General features: G+C 44.8%; 14 protein-coding genes. 4 read left to right on the top strand and 10 right to left on the bottom strand.

The features are described from left to right. Positions 1-244 precede the first annotated feature (244 nt). The 3 genes from emrD to speA all read right to left on the bottom strand — a co-directional run bounded on the left by emrD (position 245) and on the right by speA (position 4692). Positions 245-1450 carry a multidrug efflux MFS transporter EmrD gene (gene emrD, locus R7044_RS03355; RefSeq protein ID WP_005374234.1) on the bottom strand — a complete coding sequence of 402 codons (1206 nt, stop codon included), beginning with the start codon at positions 1448-1450 and terminating at the stop codon, positions 245-247. 409 nt (positions 1451-1859) lie between these two features. Further along, positions 1860-2780 carry an agmatinase gene (gene speB, locus R7044_RS03350; protein ID WP_053307121.1) on the bottom strand — a complete coding sequence of 307 codons (921 nt, stop codon included), beginning with the start codon at positions 2778-2780 and terminating at the stop codon, positions 1860-1862. Position 2781: 1 nt separating this feature from the next. Continuing rightward, a complete protein-coding gene (gene speA / locus R7044_RS03345; RefSeq protein ID WP_031778854.1) occupies positions 2782-4692 on the bottom strand; it encodes an arginine decarboxylase in 1911 nt (636 codons plus the stop codon). A 323-nt stretch (positions 4693-5015) separates the two neighbouring features. Here speA and R7044_RS03340 point away from each other — a divergent pair, with 323 nt between their 5' ends. Beyond that, entirely contained in the window at positions 5016-5741 is a 726-nt protein-coding gene (locus tag R7044_RS03340) for an MBL fold metallo-hydrolase (protein ID WP_225455359.1), read from the top strand. A 66-nt stretch (positions 5742-5807) separates the two neighbouring features. On the opposite strand, the gene R7044_RS03335 is transcribed toward R7044_RS03340, so the two are convergent. The 3 genes from R7044_RS03335 to R7044_RS03325 all read right to left on the bottom strand — a co-directional run bounded on the left by R7044_RS03335 (position 5808) and on the right by R7044_RS03325 (position 8152). Further along, the gene (locus R7044_RS03335; RefSeq protein ID WP_005384193.1) at positions 5808-6236 is read right to left on the bottom strand and encodes an ATP-dependent zinc protease; all 429 of its coding nucleotides are present in this window, start codon (positions 6234-6236) and stop codon (positions 5808-5810) included. A gap of 66 nt (positions 6237-6302) precedes the next feature. Beyond that, positions 6303-7208, bottom strand: a complete 906-nt coding sequence (gene rimK / locus R7044_RS03330) for a 30S ribosomal protein S6--L-glutamate ligase (protein WP_005374224.1) — start codon at positions 7206-7208, stop codon at positions 6303-6305. Between the two features lie 329 nt (positions 7209-7537). Beyond that, a complete protein-coding gene (locus R7044_RS03325; RefSeq protein WP_025768062.1) occupies positions 7538-8152 on the bottom strand; it encodes a TetR/AcrR family transcriptional regulator in 615 nt (204 codons plus the stop codon). Positions 8153-8307: 155 nt separating this feature from the next. Here R7044_RS03325 and R7044_RS03320 point away from each other — a divergent pair, with 155 nt between their 5' ends. After that, the gene (locus R7044_RS03320) at positions 8308-9321 is read left to right on the top strand and encodes an MBL fold metallo-hydrolase (protein WP_031780877.1); all 1014 of its coding nucleotides are present in this window, start codon (positions 8308-8310) and stop codon (positions 9319-9321) included. Positions 9322-9403: 82 nt separating this feature from the next. Next, positions 9404-9748, top strand: coding sequence for a DUF5329 family protein (locus tag R7044_RS03315; protein ID WP_053307122.1), 345 nt, complete (start codon positions 9404-9406; stop codon positions 9746-9748). On the opposite strand, the gene R7044_RS03310 is transcribed toward R7044_RS03315, so the two are convergent. Together R7044_RS03310 and R7044_RS03305 are read right to left on the bottom strand one after the other, a co-directional pair. Beyond that, positions 9716-10615, bottom strand: a complete 900-nt coding sequence (locus R7044_RS03310; RefSeq protein WP_017819717.1) for a LysR family transcriptional regulator — start codon at positions 10613-10615, stop codon at positions 9716-9718. The genes R7044_RS03315 and R7044_RS03310 overlap by 33 nt on opposite strands. Positions 10616-11947: 1332 nt before the next feature. Further along, on the bottom strand, positions 11948-12286 hold the full coding sequence (locus tag R7044_RS03305) for a YggL family protein (RefSeq protein WP_017819719.1): 339 nt from the start codon (positions 12284-12286) through the stop codon (positions 11948-11950). A 266-nt stretch (positions 12287-12552) separates the two neighbouring features. Here R7044_RS03305 and R7044_RS03300 point away from each other — a divergent pair, with 266 nt between their 5' ends. After that, complete coding sequence (locus R7044_RS03300) at positions 12553-14589, top strand: PhoX family protein (RefSeq protein ID WP_017635525.1); 2037 nt, start codon at positions 12553-12555, stop codon at positions 14587-14589. A gap of 99 nt (positions 14590-14688) precedes the next feature. Here R7044_RS03300 and R7044_RS03295 read toward each other — a convergent pair whose 3' ends face one another. Both R7044_RS03295 and R7044_RS03290 read right to left on the bottom strand, forming a co-directional pair. After that, a complete protein-coding gene (locus R7044_RS03295) occupies positions 14689-16080 on the bottom strand; it encodes a glycoside hydrolase family 1 protein (RefSeq protein WP_033906241.1) in 1392 nt (463 codons plus the stop codon). 148 nt (positions 16081-16228) lie between these two features. Next, positions 16229-18289: a sensor histidine kinase gene (locus R7044_RS03290; RefSeq protein ID WP_064369501.1), complete on the bottom strand. Its 2061-nt coding sequence runs from the start codon at positions 18287-18289 to the stop codon at positions 16229-16231. Positions 18290-18403 lie beyond the last annotated feature (114 nt).

The following is an 18403-nucleotide window of genomic DNA, read 5'->3' as shown; positions in this document are numbered from 1 at the left end:
GTTTTCAGTTGTCCATTCTTTGTTATGGGGTATACCGAAAAAGTGAGAATCCTCAATATTTCCGAGTTGGATACTCAATTTGAAGGGCGCTGAAAACACATTGTGTAAGCAGCTGTTATTTTTAACAAATATCAATTCGAAAGTTAAATCATTCTCATCGGGGAATCGATATAGTGTGATATGAAAAAAGGGACACACTTGTTGAGTGTGTCCCTTTTGGATTTTGAAAGTAAGCTGATAATGATCAGATAACTTGCGGTACTTCGTTTGAGTGATTGTGTGCTCGATTCACCCACATTAACCCAAGCATTGCAATTACCGACATTGCCATCATCAAAATGCCCAAAGGCATCTGGTTATGCGCTGGAAATAGTGACGCGAGCAAAGTTGCGACACCTGCCCCCAAGTTTTGCATGCCACCTAATGTCGCGCCTGCTGTTCCTGCATGGTATGGGAATGGCGCAATCGCTCCAGTTGTTGCTGCTGGGAAGAGAATACCCGCACCCAAAAAGTACACGGTTGCGCCTCCAACTAGCGTTAACGCCGTGGTCAAACCAAACAAGCCTGGGATGAGCACAATAGCAGAGCCCACAAAAATAGAGACCAAGCCTACGTTTAAAGCACGACGCTCAGAGCGACGTCTTGCGATGTAGCTAGATAAGCCCGCACCCACCAAGTAACCTGGGATCGGCAATATAAACAGCAAACTTACCGTTGTTGCAGGTAATTCTAATACCCCACCTAACAACACCCCAGCCGCCGCTTCGAATACACCCACACCAGCGAATGTTGCAACCAGGCAAATCAAAAAGCCTTGAAAGCGACGGTCAGACAAAACGTGTTTGTAGCTTTTGGCTACTGGTTCGAATTTGCGTTTCTCTTTTGGTAGCGTCTCCATCATGCTTGTCATCATGGTGATCACAACCGCGATAGCAAATAGCGCTAAGAACAAGTAGCTCGACCGCCATCCGAAAGCTTCTGTTAGGTAGCCGCCTAATACTGGTGCCATTAATGGTGAGAAAATCACACACATGCTAATTAAGCTGTTTGCTCTGTGTAGATCAGAGCCTTCAAAGCAATCGCGAGTCAGAGTGCGTGACATCGCACCGCCGCAGCCAATACCTAAGCCTTGGATAAAGCTACCAATCAAGAACCATTCAAATTGATGTGCAAATAATGCTACCAGTGTACCCGCGATGTAGATAAGCAGCCCGACGATGATGATCGGTTTGCGTCCCAAGCGGTCCGATAGTGTGCCATACGCAAATTGCGACAAGCCATATGGGATTAGGTAACAAGCCATCACAGCTTGAAGTGATGACGCAGATACCAAAAACTCGCCCGCCATATGACCGATTGAAGGCACGTACATTGTCTGGGTCATTTGACCCACGGCAGTCAATATAGCGATTAAAAAGGTAAGTTTCGCTAATGGAAACGAAGCAGACATTTGCGTATCTCTCCAAAAAATTTAAGACGTAAAAACCCTTAGCGCTCTTTTACAGAGTGCCGACTGAATTCTTGTGTTGCGGGGGTATTTGCGCGAGATAATAGTGCTTGCTTGTATAATTAGCAATCGAAAAGTGTGAAGTTGAGCAAGATAAAAATCTATGATTTCAATTAGAAAAACTAATCCGATTTTGTTTTCAAAAAGCGGTGCATTTCTTTGTCTAATTACGTTAAATCTTTTACTTTTCGTGAATAGAATGAGCCTTATAGGTAACTGGTTTTAATGGTTAAAGTGCAAAAATAAAGCGTCTGCTCGGTTGATCTGAGTTCAAGATGAAACGAGTGAATAAAAGGTAGAGGAAAGCATCAGAAAGAAAAGGGAGCCGAAGCTCCCTTAGAAATGATTATGTCTATTCGCGCTCAGATGCGTATGCGTAAAGCATTTCTAGTGCGATGGTTGCTCCCGCTAGTGCGGTAACATCACTGTGGTCGTATGGAGGCGATACTTCGACAACATCCATACCCACGATATTCATGCCGGCTAAACCACGAATAATTTTCAGCGCTTTGTCTGAGTTCAAGCCACCACAAACTGGTGTACCAGTTCCCGGTGCGAAGGCCGGGTCTAAGCAGTCGATGTCAAAAGTGACATATATTGGCTTGTCTGCGACGGTGCGACGAATTTCTTCTAGGATCTCGTTCACCGACATGTCATTCGCTTGCATCGCATTAATCACATTGAAGCCGTGATCTTGCTGTTTGTATTCCGTACGAATGCCGATTTGTATTGAGTTCTTCGCTGAGATCAAACCTTCTTTCGGCGCATGGTAGAACATCGTACCGTGGTCGTATGAACTGCCATTTGCATAGGTGTCCGTATGAGCATCAAAGTGAATCAACGCCATTTGGCCATGATGCTTCGCATAGGCACGCAGGATAGGTAGCGTAATGAAGTGGTCACCGCCCAATCCCAACATGGTTTTACCACTTTTTAGAATTTCACTGGTTGCCGCTTCAAGGCGGTAAGTAAAATCTTCCGCATCACCGCAATCGAACACGAGATCACCTGCGTCGATCACTTTCAGTTTATCCAATACGTTGAAGCTCCACGGGAACTTCTTACCTTCCCATGCCAAGTTGACTGAGGCACGGCGAATTGCATCTGGACCCATACGCGCACCTGGACGCCCAGATGTTGCCATGTCCAGAGGGACTCCCAACACCACAACGTCTGCGTCTGCCGATACCGGGTTACGAATGTACGGCAGACGTAAAAACGACATAGAGTTGGAGTAAAGCGAATAATCAGTTTTAGTAAACAAATCATTCATATCAGAAGTCCTCTAAATAGGTGTATCCTGCTAGACCTTGTTCTAGTTCTGCTAGGATTTGTGCTTGTTCATTGGCTTCAACTCGCTGTGAAACCAATTGTTTATAATTGTCACGAATCGCATCCACGTCGATATGAACGTAGCGCATCATGTCTTCTACACTATCACCTTCGTTGATGTAACTGATCTCAAATTGACCGTGTTCATCAACATTGACTACAGCACTGTGGGTATCACCAAATAGGTTGTGCATGTCACCAAGGATTTCTTGGTATGCGCCTACTAGGAAAAAGCCCATTAAGTACGGTTTGTCTTTGCTCCAAGCTGGTACAGGTAGCGTGCTCTCGATGCCTTGACCATCAACGTAGTGATCGATCGCGCCATCAGAGTCACATGTGATGTCCAACATCACTGCACGACGCTCTTCCGCCTCGCCCAGACCAGAAAGTGGCAGAACAGGGAACACCTGATCAATACCCCAAGCATCTGGTAGAGATTGGAAGAGAGAGAAGTTCACGAAGAACTTATCCGCAAGACGTTCGCTCAACTCGTCCAGAATCGGACGGTGGAAGCGATTCTTAGTGCTCATCTTGCGGCTTAATTCGAAGTAAATGCGCAGTGACAATTGTTCTGCCCACGCACGTTGTTCCAAGTTAAGCACGCCTGTAGCAAATTGAGAGTGCACTTCTGCCAAATCACTTTGGGTATCATTGTAAATCTCAATTAACGCACGAGCGTCTGTACCATCTTGTAAGTTTTCCCAGTTTCGCCACATGTTTTGTAGCAACAGCGGAGCGTCCTCATCAAGCTCATGTACTTCTTCCGGTAGGTACGACTCGGTACCAATTACGTTAGAAATCAATACAGCGTGGTGCGCTGTTAGCGAGCGACCCGATTCCGAAATGATCACTGGCATTGGTTGTTCGTATTGCAGACACACATCGCCCACAGTGTTGACGATATTACGTGCGTATTCTGCAAGTCCGTAGTTCATCGAATTCGATGATTGGCTGCGTGTGCCGTCATAATCCACTGCCAAGCCGCCGCCCACATCGAAGTACTCGATGTTTGCACCGAGTGCGCGTAGTTCGCAGTAGAAACGTGCAGACTCGTTCACACCATTGCGTACATCACGGATGTTTGCCATCTGTGAACCAAGGTGGAAGTGAACCAGTTGCATCGCGTCTAGGTTGCCTTCGCGTTTAAGACGTTCAATAACGCTAAGCACTTGCGATGCTGATAAACCAAACTTCGATTTTTCACCGCCACTTGCTTGCCATTTCCCTGCGCCTTGAGAGGCGAGGCGAATGCGTAAACCAAGGCGCGGTTTTACGCCCAAACTTTTCGCTTCTTCTAGTACCAGATCCAGCTCAGAAAGCTTCTCTAATACGATGAATACCTTGTGACCCAGCTTTTCACCGATCAGTGCAAGACGCACATACTCACGGTCTTTGTAGCCATTACACACGATCACGGAGCTACCTTGTTGAGCCAATGCAAGTACCGCCAACAATTCTGGCTTGCTACCCGCTTCAAGACCAAGCTGCTTGGTTTCTAGTTGAGCTTGGCTCGCTAGAATTTCATCCACCACTTCACGTTGTTGGTTTACTTTAATTGGGTACACCAACAAGTATTTGTTTGGATATTGGTATTCTTCAATTGCTTGGTTGAATGCGTGGCAAATACCATGCACACGTTGGTGCACGATTTGCGGGAAGCGTACTAATACAGGCAGATTTAACTGCTTCGCTTCTAGCTCATTTACAATAGCGCTGAAAGGGATTTGATGTGCACGATCACTACGTGGTGATACATATACTTCGCCTTGGTCATCAATGCCGTAGAAACCTTGGCTCCAGTAGTGAACGTTGTAGTCCGCGCGGATGCGGTCTAATTTAGTTGCTTTTTCCAACTCGATTCTCACAAAAATGTACTTAACTCCTTAATTAATTAGAAGGAAAAGTACAAAAAAGCAAATCATGAGGTATTTACCTCATACCCTGACACGAACTCCGTGTGCGCGCATTAACGGATAAAAGGGCCCTTGAGTCTAATGATTAAAATCTATCATCTCGATTATGATTTGTTGTCGTCGCTACGTGTGAATATTTGTTTACCGAAGCGTCCATTCTGCTGTTATAGTTGGTCTGACCAGTAAGGATTCGGTCATGAAGCATCTCACTAAAATAAGGACATATTTTGCAGCTGCACAGAATTCAGGGGTACATTCAGACCATGTATCTCGCCGAATATCCCGATAAATTATTGTTGCTTGATGGTGCCAGTCGAGCAGACATTCCTCATCTTAAAGGCTTTATTGAACATCAACTCCATCGTCCTTTTTCTGACCTAAAGTTGGTTGTTGTGACCCACATGCATCCAGACCATGCTGGTGGTGCGCACAAACTACGTGATTTAACAGGATGTAAGCTATTGGCCGCAAAGCGAGAGAGCCAGTGGTATAGCGGTGTAGACGGTTGGCTAATGCATTTGACCGATTTAATGTTAGCACGCTGGATGGCGAATCGGATGCGTAAACCAAAGCAAAACCTTTGGTATTCCCGCAAGTTAAATCCAGATATTGAACTTATTGATGGAGAGTTTATTCCTGGATTTGATGATTGGCAGGTGCTAGAAACGCTTGGGCATACCGACCGAGATCTGTCGGTTTATCATTCTGAACAAGATGTGCTGTATGTGGCGGATTTAATGGTGCAGGTGAAAAAGCATCTGATTGCGCCGTTTCCCATATTTCATCCGAATCAATATCGGCAATCATTAAAGCGTGTGTTTGAGATGAATCCGCAATGTTTGCTTCTGGCACATGGGGGAGAGGTGACTTTGGATGAAAAAGCGTATCAGCACATTTTGAATACAGCGCCGACTAAGCCAATGACGCACTGGCGAGTGACAAAAGTTAAAGCGAAGGGATTGTTGTTTGCGTTATTTCGTAGGAAGTAGGCTGAGATAAAGCCAGACGAGTGATGCTCAACAAAAACGTTCGATCACTCATCTGAAGCTACGGGGTTAAGATGCCAATAAGTGAGATTGGCTAGGATCAACGAGCACTTTGTCTGCCATACCCTGACGACCTAACAACATCATGTAAGTCATTTTTTCACGGTTAGTCAACGTAATGTCGATTGGCCATTGTTGGTCGCCCATACGCAGCATCGTTGTGATCACGCAGCGGTGCTCAAAAGTACCGTTAGAAGATTTAACCTTACGGTTTGCTTTTAGTTTCGCTGTGCAGCGAACCACTTGTTCTAAATGGTATACATCTGGGTGCAAATCGAATGCAACATAAGACTGACCATCTTTTTCAAAGCAATCAATATTGTCTACATGTAATGAAGAGGTTTGAGCGCCTGTATCAATACGCGCTTCAAGGTGAGTAATCCCTAACTCTGGCAAGCAAATAGCTTCGGCATTCCCAATGATCATTTTCTGATTCATAGTGTCATCCTAGCGACGAGTAACAAGAGAGCCGGTTTTTTGGCTCTCTTGTGCGTTAAACAAAAATCAACCTTTACCGCGAGTACGGTTTGAATTTGGCTTAGCGTTTTTCTCGATAAAATCGAAGATCATACCTGCAATGTTTTTACCAGTTGCTAGTTCGATGCCTTCTAGACCAGGGGAAGAGTTCACTTCCATTACCACTGGGCCATTTTTAGATTGAAGGATATCCACACCACAAAGGTTCAAGCCCATCACTTTCGCTGCATTTACAGCGGTCGCACGCTCTTCTTTGCTCAAACGCACGAGTTGTGCAGAGCCACCACGGTGAAGGTTAGAACGGAACTCGCCTTCTTTTGCTTGGCGCTTCATTGCGGCAATCACCTTATTACCGACAACAAAACAACGGATGTCCGCGCCTTTTGCTTCTTCGATAAATTCTTGCACCATGATGTTAGCTTTCAAACCCATGAAAGCTTCAATCACGCTTTCTGCCGCTTTATTTGTTTCAGCAAGTACAACACCAATGCCTTGAGTGCCTTCTAGCAATTTAATCACTAGAGGTGCGCCACCAACGTTTTTGATCACGTCCTGAATGTTGTCAGGATGGTGAGCAAAGCCAGTGCGTGGCAAACCGATGCCTTTACGTGATAGCAGTTGTAATGAGCGCAACTTGTCACGAGAGCGGCTGATCGCGACAGATTCGTTGACACAAAATGTACCCATCATTTCAAACTGACGTACAACAGCAGTGCCGTAAAACGTAATAGATGCCCCAATACGTGGAATAACAGCATCGTATTGCGGTAATTCTTCACCCTTGTAGCGGATCTTAGGGTTGTTGCTCGTAATGTCCATATAACAGTGAAGCGTGTCGATCACATCGATTTGATGCCCACGTTCTTCACCCGCCTGTTTTAGGCGCATGGTTGAATATAAATTCTCATTACGAGAGAGAATAGCAATACGCATGGCAATTCCTTAGTAAGTCAGTACCAAATTAAAATATAAGTATAGAGCATAGAATGCAGTAGGCAGGTGATCATGTTATGACATAACCTACTTACTTCAACGATTTAGAATTGTGGTTGAACAACCACGTCGTCAGAGGTGCGCACCTTAGGGCGTTTTTTTGTGAGATGAAAACGAAAAAGCATCGTCGACACGACAAAAATATTTTATCGAACGCTCACGCCTTGCGGTATGAGACTGTCAAGGGTGAGATAAATAAAATTGAGCAAAAATTTCATCGCTTTGTCACGAATTATCGCTTAAAAAAGCGGCCAATTTGACCGCTGTTTTTAGCTGTTTTGATAGTGACTTAAAAAAAGTTCCGCCGTTTGGGTAGCTAACAGCCTAGATTCTTCATTCGACAAAGAGGGGCGAATTCCCATTAACTGCGGCCAGAATGCACTGCCTTTAAGTAAGTTGTGCAATTGAGTGCTTGCTATATGTACATCATCAATTTGCAAAGCGCCACTGTTCGATTTCTCAGTAAGCCAGCGGTATAGGGCGGTTTCCTGTTTCGACATTTGTTCTGCTTGTTCTTTGAGATCTTCCGGCTTAAATAAGAAGTGCCCAAATGCCACTTTTGCCAGCTCAATATAGTTTGGTTCCGTTACCACAATGATCTCGCTGTAGAGTAATTCAATCAATTGATCTTTGAGTGGCAGAGTGGCCAAGCGTTTAATATCGCTTTCCATCATTGACGAACGCCAAAGCTCAGTCAGCAACTCAGTCACGATCGCTTCCTTAGAAGGGAAGTGATTATAGACCGTGCGCTTAGAGACTTGTGCGATTGCAGAGAGCTTATCCATGCTGGTGTTTTGCACCCCAAACTCTTGGAACGCTTGCCTTGCCGCGCACAAGATGGCTTCTCTTTTGGTTTCACTACGACTTTTTCTTTTTACATTCATAAGCTTGCTAAGTTAAGAAGATCGTTTCTTGATCTATTTTACACTAAGTAGTTTACTTTTGATAATTAGAATGTAAACTGCACCGTGTAGTTTACTTCTGTTCGGGTTAACTTTTTATGAAAAAAACTTTGCTAGCCACAGTAGGAGCGTTCGCGATGGGTACATCAATGATTTCTTGTTCTAATGTTGATACTGAAAAAGCGCCAACATACCCGGACAAATTTGCAAATACAGAGTTGGAATACAAAAGCGGTTTGGGCGACATGTTCGAAATCATGAAAGCGTATTTTACGACTGAGCGCCTTAACCCAACACCAACGATTGAAATTCCAGTGCATGCGATCACAGCGCGGCAACTGTTAGAAGAGCAAGATGACGTCATCTATCGTCTGGGTCACTCAAGCGTATTAATGAAGCTCGACGGAAAACTGGTGATGACCGACCCTGTATTCAGTGATCGCGCGTCTCCTGTACAATGGGCAGGGCCAAAACGCTTTCACCAAACCCCCATCACGATAGAAGATTTGCCAACTATCGATGTGGTGGTGATCAGTCATGACCATTACGATCACCTAGATAAAGCTTCTATTAAAGTGCTAGGCGACAAGGTGGGCACTTTCTTGGTACCGTTAAAAGTTGGCCAATTACTGGTGAATTGGGGTGTGCCGAAGGAGAAAGTGATCGAGCTAGATTGGTGGGAGTCACATTCTGTCGACGGTATTGAATATACATTGACTCCGACTCAGCATTTCTCCGGTCGAGGTTTGACAGACCGCGATACGACACTGTGGGGCAGTTGGGTTATTAATGCACAACAACACAAAGTGTTCTTCAGTGGTGACTCTGGTTACTTCAATGGCTTTAAAGAGATTGGTGAAAAGTACGGTCCGTTTGACTTCACTATGATCGAAACCGGCGCATACAATGAACTTTGGTCAGACATTCACATGTTCCCAGAGCAAAGCGTTCAAGCACACATTGATGTGCAGGGCAAAGTGATGATGCCAATTCACAACAGTACGTTTGATTTATCGATGCATGATTGGAATGAGCCGATGCAACGCGCGTTAGATATCAGTGAAGAGCGCGGTGTAACGTTAGTGAGCCCTGAGATTGGTCAACGCTTGGCGATTGCGGAGCCTCAGCCTGCGAAGGCATGGTGGCAATAATGGCTGAGCTAAAAAGCCAAACATCAGAATAGTTAAGTCACTTATTAGTAGTTACTTGGTCAGGGATAAGGATAAAGGTGCGATGAAAGCAAAGTGGACGTTGTTACTTACATTAAGCATTCTGCCTACCTTTGCACTAGCAGGAGTAGAGCAAGATATCTTGACGTTGATAACACGAGTTGAGCAATCCTCTTGCACCTTTATCCGCAACGGCAAGTCGTACACTAATCAAGAAGCAGCAGAACACATGCGCAATAAATGGGATTACGCCAAAGATGACGTTGATTCCGTGGATGTGTTTATAAAAGAAGTTGCGTCGAAAAGTTGGTTATCTGGCAAACCATATTGGGTGGATTGCCAAGAGGAACGCATTACCAGCGAAGAGTGGCTAACATCATTGATGCGCACCACCGATCACATCCAATAACACTTCTTTGATGGTCTGATAGCGCAGAGGTAGAGCACGACTGCGCTTACGAACCAGAAATAGCTCTTCACATACAGTGTTTTTCAGTTGAGCAATGTATAACGTGTCTTTTAGTGGAAAATTGTCGACCGCACTTTGAGGCAGCACGGTGAAGCCAAGTCCTTTGCTGACAGGCAGCAAAATTTGGCTCAATTGATTTACGTAGCCGGATAATGGTAAATCGCTCATCTTAATTTCTTGGAGCTGTGGTTCTTCACATTGGTCAAAAAACAGCGTCATGTAATGCTCGGCATCAGGGTGGCTAATGACACCACAGTCATGCAAGAGTTGTGGCGTTATCTGCTTATTTTGATATTGCTTTGGCAGAACCAAGCACAACCTCTCTTTACCAATTCGCTCACTGTGAAACAGACCTTTGTTGGGAACATCAGTCACGATACCAATATCAATGTGCCCTTGCGTTATGGCGTTGAGAATAGATTGATTTGGCGCGGCTTCTAAATGTAACGATAAGCTCGGGTGCTGTTTTTGCTTCTCCAAAATGGGCCCATACAACATTAACGCCATTGCACCAGAACAAGCCAGTTTACAATGGCCTGAAAACGCATCATCAAAACTGAGCTCTTCGAGCAGCTTCTTTTCTCTATCTTCTAACTCGAGCGCATATGCGTAGACAATCCTGCCTTGCTCGGTTAATTCGAAGCTTTTGTTTTCGCGCTTGATCAAGGCATGCTGACAACTTTGCTCTAATTTTTTGATGTGTTGGCTGACGCCAGGCTGAGTCATAAAAAGTTTTTCTGCCGTTTGCGTAAAATGACCGACTTCAATCAATGTCTTAAATGTATGTAACCAAACAGGATTAAGCATAGTGTGTGATTTTCTGAGAGCTTTGTTGGGAGACGTAAAGAAAATGATAGCACGGTGTTTTATGAAAACAGAGAAGACTTAAACGATAAAAGATGAATCGTTATCAATACATTACAGACAAAATAAAACCCCGCCTGGTTTCCCAGACGGGGCTTATTCTTTTTCGCAGCAATCCAGCTACTAATAGGTGCTCCCTGCATCTATCCTTGATTGTGGCTAAGTCCTTTAACCGAGTTCCTTGTTCATCGCCTTCCTAGCGGTGTCCATTCTTGCCTATCATCCTGACGGGCGAACTCTATCCTAGAGCTTAACTACATCCTTGCTGACAACTCATCCTAAGTTATCAAATCTTCATCCTGAAGATACCCAATCCTTTAGGCTTTTTTCCTGTTCCCGCCAACATCCTGTCGACAAATTGAGTATTGATGTTTTGCTGATTTGACTCAATTAACTTTTCTAAATTATTTTTACTGATTATTTTAAGTGAATTTAAATATTACTTTTAAATCATATATTTAATGTTTTTTCTGGCATTGCTCTTAGAGGTGATTAATCTATTTGCTCACAACTCTTGTAAGAGATCTCGCACAAGTTTGGTGGTGAATGTATTAATGTGCGCTTTTTGTTCCGAGTTCTGTGGATTGAACTGGATCACAATGCGTTAAAAGGGAGACGATAAAGATGAAAGTGAATTGATCTTGAGTAGAGATTTGTTTGAAAAGAAATAAAAATTCTTGCGGTTTTTATAAACAGTATGGTAAATCTGAAATGCCCACCTTGTTAATCCTTATTAAGATTCAATGACAGTATAAGTAGGGAACTTGATTGCCATTTTTCTGTCATATCTGGTGAGTAAGTTAACTGTGTCAGATAGATAATATGCCGTTTGCCAGTAAAAACAGGCTGCAAGAAATCGGTAATTATCATTATGTTGTGAAATTGGTCACGGTTAAATGATTGATTCCCTTATAGATTGAAGGGGATACGACCTTAGACAATAAGCTCCATGAGGAGCGTTACTTATATAAGATGAGGGACTTTACTATGAAAAAGACTAGAAGAGCTCAGCTACATCGTGTGCGTATTCAATACTGGAAAGACACGAAAGACGCACCAGCTAAAAAATCATAGTTAATTATACCTAAAGGCACGAGCTGGCTGTGGAACGCAGTTTCCCGTTGATTGCCAGCTCAAAAACGCCACAATCACTCCGCGCAACTTCCCAAGCACCCTATTTTTAATATCGCATTCTTCAAAAAATAAAAAAGCCAGTCTTAAGACCAGCTTTCTCTACCATTTACTGAGCTCTGCGTATTACAGGTTGCCCTTTAGTTACAGGTAGTTGGCGTCAACTAGTTCGCCCGCTTGCGCGCTTTTCACTTCTGGGCGTGCTTCTAACCATTTGATAACTTGCGCTTTCTGTTCTTCAGTCGCACTGCCGTAACGGTCAGTAGAACATAGGAAGCCTTCAAACAGTTCTAGACCACCGCCACCGAAGCAAAGACCAAGCTCGTCAATGTAGTCGATAAAGTCATCAACGAATGCATCGTAACGGTCGAAGTCGTTAATGTCTGTTTCACAGCTGATCTCGAAACCTAGGATTGCGAACTCACCTAAGAACAGCTTTTTACGGATACGACGGCTCTTGTTACCGATCTTGTCTAATTTCATGATTATCTCTCGTAGATGATTTGATTTCGTACACCTTATACCTTCTATCACACTTTAGCCCAAGTAAAATCAGAATGAAGCGATACAGTTGGTGATTATGTGACCAGAATTTAATTGCTTCGTTAGCTGTGTTGGTTGGTTTGCAGTATTGTTGAAACACAAGTTTCATATGTTTTAAGCACTTTTGTCATTTTTCTTATCCAAACTTCTTGCCGTTCAACTAATCACTTATTTATTAATTAAACTATAAGATCGGGAAAGTAAAAATGAGCAAGGAAACCTTTGACGCGACGCGTTATAACCAAAGTGAAAACAAACCATTTGAAGAAGTATTAGAAGCGAGCCTATCTCGACGCAGCATTCTGAAAGGTGGTTTAGGTATCAGTGCGATGACAGCGTTTGGTGCTTTCGGATTGGCTGGTTGTAACTCGTCTGACTCAGGGAGTACAGTAAGCAGTGGTTCGGGCGCATCTAAAGCCGTTCTTAACTTTGAATCTATCCCTGGCTCACTCACTGACGCAGTTTCAATTCCACAAGGCTACACCGCACAAGTACTAGTACCTTGGGGAACACCACTTAATGCACAAGGCAGCGCATGGCAAAATGATGGTACCAACACCAGTACCGATCAGTTAAATGCGCTAGGCATGCACCATGACGGCATGCATTTTTTCCCATTGAACGATAGCACTACAGATGGCTTGCTATGTATTAACCACGAGTACATCGACACATCAGCACTGCATCCAAACGGTCCGACGGTTGAAAATGGCGTACGTACCATTGTAGATGAAGTGCGCAAAGAGATTAACGCGCACGGTGTATCAGTGGTTCGCATTCAACTGGAAGACAACATGTGGAAGTTGGTTGATACCGACCCACTAAACCGTCGTTATACTGGTGCGACAGTCATGGATTTGTCTGGCCCGGTAGCCCACACATCTTTAACTGTCACTCGTTTCTCACCAGATGGCAGCCAAGCGCGTGGTACGTTAAACAACTGTGGCAACGGCTACACGCCGTGGGGCACGTACTTAACGTGTGAAGAGAACTGGCCAGGTTACTTTGTTAACGCCGGGACTCGTACAGAAGAGCAAGATCGCATTGGTGTCGATGACCAAAGCACTCGTTACCTATGGGAGACATTAGCAGGAAATGCAGAAGAGCGTCTTGATGAGTTCTCTCGCTTTAATGTGGCTCCAACAGGAGCAAGTGCGATGGATGATTACCGTAATGAAGCCAATGGTCACGGTTACATTGTCGAGATTGACCCTTACACGCAAAACTCACGTGCGAAGAAACGTACTGCGCTAGGTCGTTTCCGTCACGAGGGCTGTACTTTCGGTAAGCTTGAAGAAGGCAAACCAGTGGTATTTTATTCTGGTCACGATTCTCGCTTTGAATACCTATACAAATTTGAATCTGCGGCAGCGTGGGATCCAGCAGATGCTAACCCTGATAACCGCTTGGCGATGGGTGACAAGTACATGGACGAAGGCACACTGTATGTGGCGCGCTTCAATGAAGACAGCACAGGTACTTGGTTACCATTAACGCTTGATAGCGTAACAACCGCTGGTGGTACGTTAGCGGATCACTTTGATTCACTGGCTGAAATTATCATCAATACTGCGGGTGCGGCGGATTTAGTTGGGGCAACACCAATGGATCGACCAGAGTGGTGTACGGTTGATCCATTCACGGGTTCAGTATATTTAACATTGACGAACAATACGCGCCGTACAGATGAAACCAATCCTGCGAATCCACGTTTGAATAATAAGTTTGGTCATGTTATTCGTTGGGATGAAGGTGCTTCAGCAACTGACTTTACTTGGGATATCTTTGTGTTTGGTTCGCCAGCAAATGGTGATGCAGATACCAACCGTTCTGGCTTGAATGAGTTAAACCAGTTTGCGAGCCCAGACGGATTAGCGTTTGATGGCCGTGGTATTTTGTGGATTCAGACTGATAACGGCGCAGATGAAGTCACGTCTTACACCAATGATCAAATGTTGGCTGTTGTTCCATCTAAGCTAACAGATGAGAATGGTGATCAAGCTGTGATTGGTGCGGATAATCAAGCTGAATTGAAACGCTTCTTTGTCGGACCAAATGGTTGTGAAGTAACAGGCTTTACCATCAGCCCTGATTACAAATCATTGTTTGTGAATATTCAGCACCCAGGTAACTGGCCATACAGTGAAGATGCAGCCGAAGAAACGCCTGCTGGTGTTTCTGTGCGCCCACGAGCGGCGACAGTGGTTATTCGCCGTGAAGACGGTGGAGAGATTGCAGTTTAATCTCTAAATGAATAAACACCTTAAAATTCAAGCCCTGCAATTGCAGGGCTTGATGGTTTAGGCGAATGCCTAGTTGCACTTTATACCTAGACAACAGGCTTAGCTTTTCAATGAACCGCCTGAAGTACGAATCACGTCTTGATACCAGAAAAAGCTTTTCTTACGTTTACGTTCTAGCGTTCCTTGCCCATCATCATGACGATCGACATAGATAAAGCCGTAACGTTTGCTCATCTCAGCGGTTGAATTCGCGACCAAATCGATTGGCCCCCAGCTGGTAAAGCCCATCAACTCAACGCCATCCAGAATCGCTTCGTGTGCTTGCACAAGGTGGTCGTTCAAGTAAGCGATGCGGTAATCATCTTGAATCTCACCGTTTTCATCGATTTCATCACGTGCACCTAAGCCGTTTTCTACGACAAACAGTGGTTTTTGGTAGCGATCGTGAAGGAAGTTCAGCAGAATGCGCAGGCCTTTTGGATCGATCAACCAGCCCCATTGGCTCTTCTCAAGATATGGGTTTGGTACGCTATCGACAATGTTACCCACTTCCTTCTGTTTCGGGTCTGCACTTGCACAGCCACTTGCGTAGTAGCTGAATGAGATGAAATCGACACTTGCCGATGCAATTTCTTCTAAGTCGCCTGCTTCCATCTGAATTTCGATGCCGTTTTCACGGAAGTAACGCTTCATGTAGCCAGGGTACTGACCACGTGTTTGCACATCACCGAAGAACAACCACTTGTTGTTTTCATGCATGGCAGCAAGCACGTCATCAGGGTTACAGGTGTATGGGTAGTTGATTGCGCCAAGCAGCATGTTACCAATCTTGCCGTTTGGTACGATTTTCTGACACAGTTTTACCGCTTTTGCGTTTGCGACTAGCTGGTGGTGAATCGCTTGGTAAATCTCTTGTTCATTGGCGTCTTCTTGCAAACCAACACCAGTAAATGGTGCGTGTAGAGACATGTTGATTTCGTTGAAGGTTAACCACAGCTTCACTTTGTCTTTGTAGCGTCCCAGCACGGTGCGAGCATAACGTTCGAAGAATTCGATGACGCGACGATCGCCCCAACCGCCATAGTTTTCAACCAGTGCGTAAGGCATTTCGTAGTGAGATAAGGTCACGAAAGGTTGGATGTTGTGCTCGGCAAGTTCGTCAAAAATTTTATCGTAGAACGCCAAACCTTCTTCATTAGGTTCTAGCTCGTCACCGTTCGGGAAGATGCGGCTCCAAGCTAAAGATAGGCGCAGACAGTTAAAGCCCATCTCTTTGAACAGCGCGATGTCTTCTGGGTAGCGATTGTAGAAGTCGATCGCCACGTCTTTGATACCCGGTGTACGCTCTGCACGGGTTTGATGCGGACTCAAAATACCGTTTGGCAGCATGTCTGATGTCGATAACCCTTTACCCCCAAGGTTGTACGCCCCTTCTACTTGGTTTGCAGCAATGGCACCACCCCAAAGAAAATGTTCAGGAAACTTAATCATGTTTCTCACTCTTTATATTTAGGAAATGTTTGTGGATTTATTGCTTGAGAATAGTGTAGGAGACACCTCGATACTTGTATCGAGATCGTATTTTTCTCAAACAGCGGGGATGCTTAGTTCTAATGATGATTTTGTAATCAATATCAACCTAGGCTGATTTGAACAATAGAGTGAAAGTCAGCCCATTTTGTTCATTCTTATGCACGGTAATTTGTCCGTTCATATCACGCATATTGTTGGCCGTAATCGCTAAACCCAGCCCCAATCCTTCACCAATTTTCTTTGAGGTTTGGAAGGGTTCGAACATGGATTCAAGCATCTCATTCGACACGCCACAGCCATTGTCACTGACGATCAGTTCGACCTGATTAACAGTTGGATTGACGATCAAGTTGAGCTGCGGGTTGGTGGTGTTGTTCATTGCGTCTAGCGCATTCGAGACAAGATTACCGAGTACCTGAAGCAGTCGTTGTTCTTCACCCATGACGTTAGGTAAGTCATGAGGAACTCGAACACGTACATCCACTTTGTCTAATTGGGTTTGATAAACGCGTAAGGTCTCTTCGAGTGCAGAGGTGAGAGAAATTGCCTGTAAGCTTTCTGGTTTGTTGTAGGCGAACGTCTTTAACTGACTGGTCATGCTTGCCATACGATCAATCAGCTTCTGTACCAAAACATTGTTGGCTTTCATCATCTCGGTTTCGCCACGTTCCGCTAGCAGCTCGTTTGTAGTGAGCAGGGTTCGCAAACCTGTTAGTGGCTGATTGAGCTCATGAGTGATCGCGCTCGACATGCGACCCAAAGCGGCCATTTTGCTCGATTCAATCAACTGGCTTTGTGCTTCTTTTAGCGCTTGAGTTCGCTCTTCTACTCGCTGTGCCAGTTCTTGGTTGACCTGTTGCAGTGACTGTTCGGCTTTTTTCCGCTTGCTGATGTCGATGATCGTTGCAAGGAAATACTGCTCGCCATGCCAAGGGAAACTGGTTAGCGAGAACAGGACAGGGAAGACGCTTCCGTCACTGCGTCTGGCAATGGTTTCGACCGTGCTGATCTCTGCGAGCTCTTTATGTTTAGGTAAGTCTTTCAGTAGCTTAAGTGTGGTGGAATTGGGATTGCCTGCATCGAATAACTCCCAAGCAAAAGCGTGTCGATTGACGCTTTCTGGTAAACAGAACAAACGCTTCGCCATTGGGTTGAGATCGAACAGTTGACCTTGTTCATCAATCAATAGCAAACCAACGTGGGTCTTATTGATCATCTGTTTCAAGCGGCGTTGGGACTCTTCCAACAGGGCTTGAATTCGTTGTTGGTTGATGTGCTTTTGGCGACGTTGTAGACCAATGATGACGAGTAATACAACCAATAAGAGCAACACAGCGACGCTCCAACCAATCACGTTGATGGTTTGTTGAATCGGCTTAGAAGGGGTGAGGTAGCTTACGTACCAATTCAAATCATCCAATTTAACGGTGTGCGCAAAATAGCGTTGCTGGTTGAGCGTCCACACACTGATATTGGTGTTGTCGTATAAGCGTTGCGTTTCTAACTGAACGGTGTTGCTCGGTTCGTTAAACCAGTCAGCGTTATAAAGCGCGCTACTCGATAGGAAAAAGCGTTGTTGACGATTCTGCAACGTGATGATGTCTTGGCTAGTAATGGTCTGTTCGGTCAACAAGCTAAGGTTGATTTGCACCACCACAATGCCAGCGATATCCAGACCATCGTAGATAGGGGCTGCAAGATAATACAATGGGCTCGAACCTTTGGTTTTGTTCACCAAGGAAACACCGCCGCCTTGGTTGTGAATTTGTTCCACAATGGCTTTTCGGTCAGACAGGCTAAAGCGCTCTTCGATTAAACTCGAGACCAATACTTCGCCAGAGTTAGACAGGATTAGCCAACCTTCCGTATTGGCGGCTTTATCTAGCTGAGTCAGTTGGGTTTGCAATGGCTCGTAATAAGTCAGATTCCCTTTCACAAACGCGATGGTTTCTGGGTTATTGGTTACGAGGTAAGGTAAGTGGTAGAAGCGTTTGAGTGCACGGCGAACTTCACCAATATAGTCGAGTAGTTTTTGTTGAGCTTCGGTTTGAGTTTGTACACTCAACCACTGACGGGCAACCTCTCTGCTGGCGCTATAGCAAGACAACATCAGCACTGCCGCAATTGCGACCACAAGCCATGTTTTGCCATTCCTTTTGCGCTGCATACCGACTCCATTCAGCTAGTGCGTTCTCACCAACAGTCATTAAAGAGTGCGCCTAACTGGTTGGATGTTAAAGACTTGTAAGCAAGAAGTGAGATCTAGCTCCTTTTCTCCTCA

It is taken from the genome of Vibrio sp. 1402 (assembly GCF_033340275.1).
The sequence above is the reverse complement of the archived record's forward strand: the minus strand, read 5'-3'. Positions and strand labels throughout refer to the sequence as shown.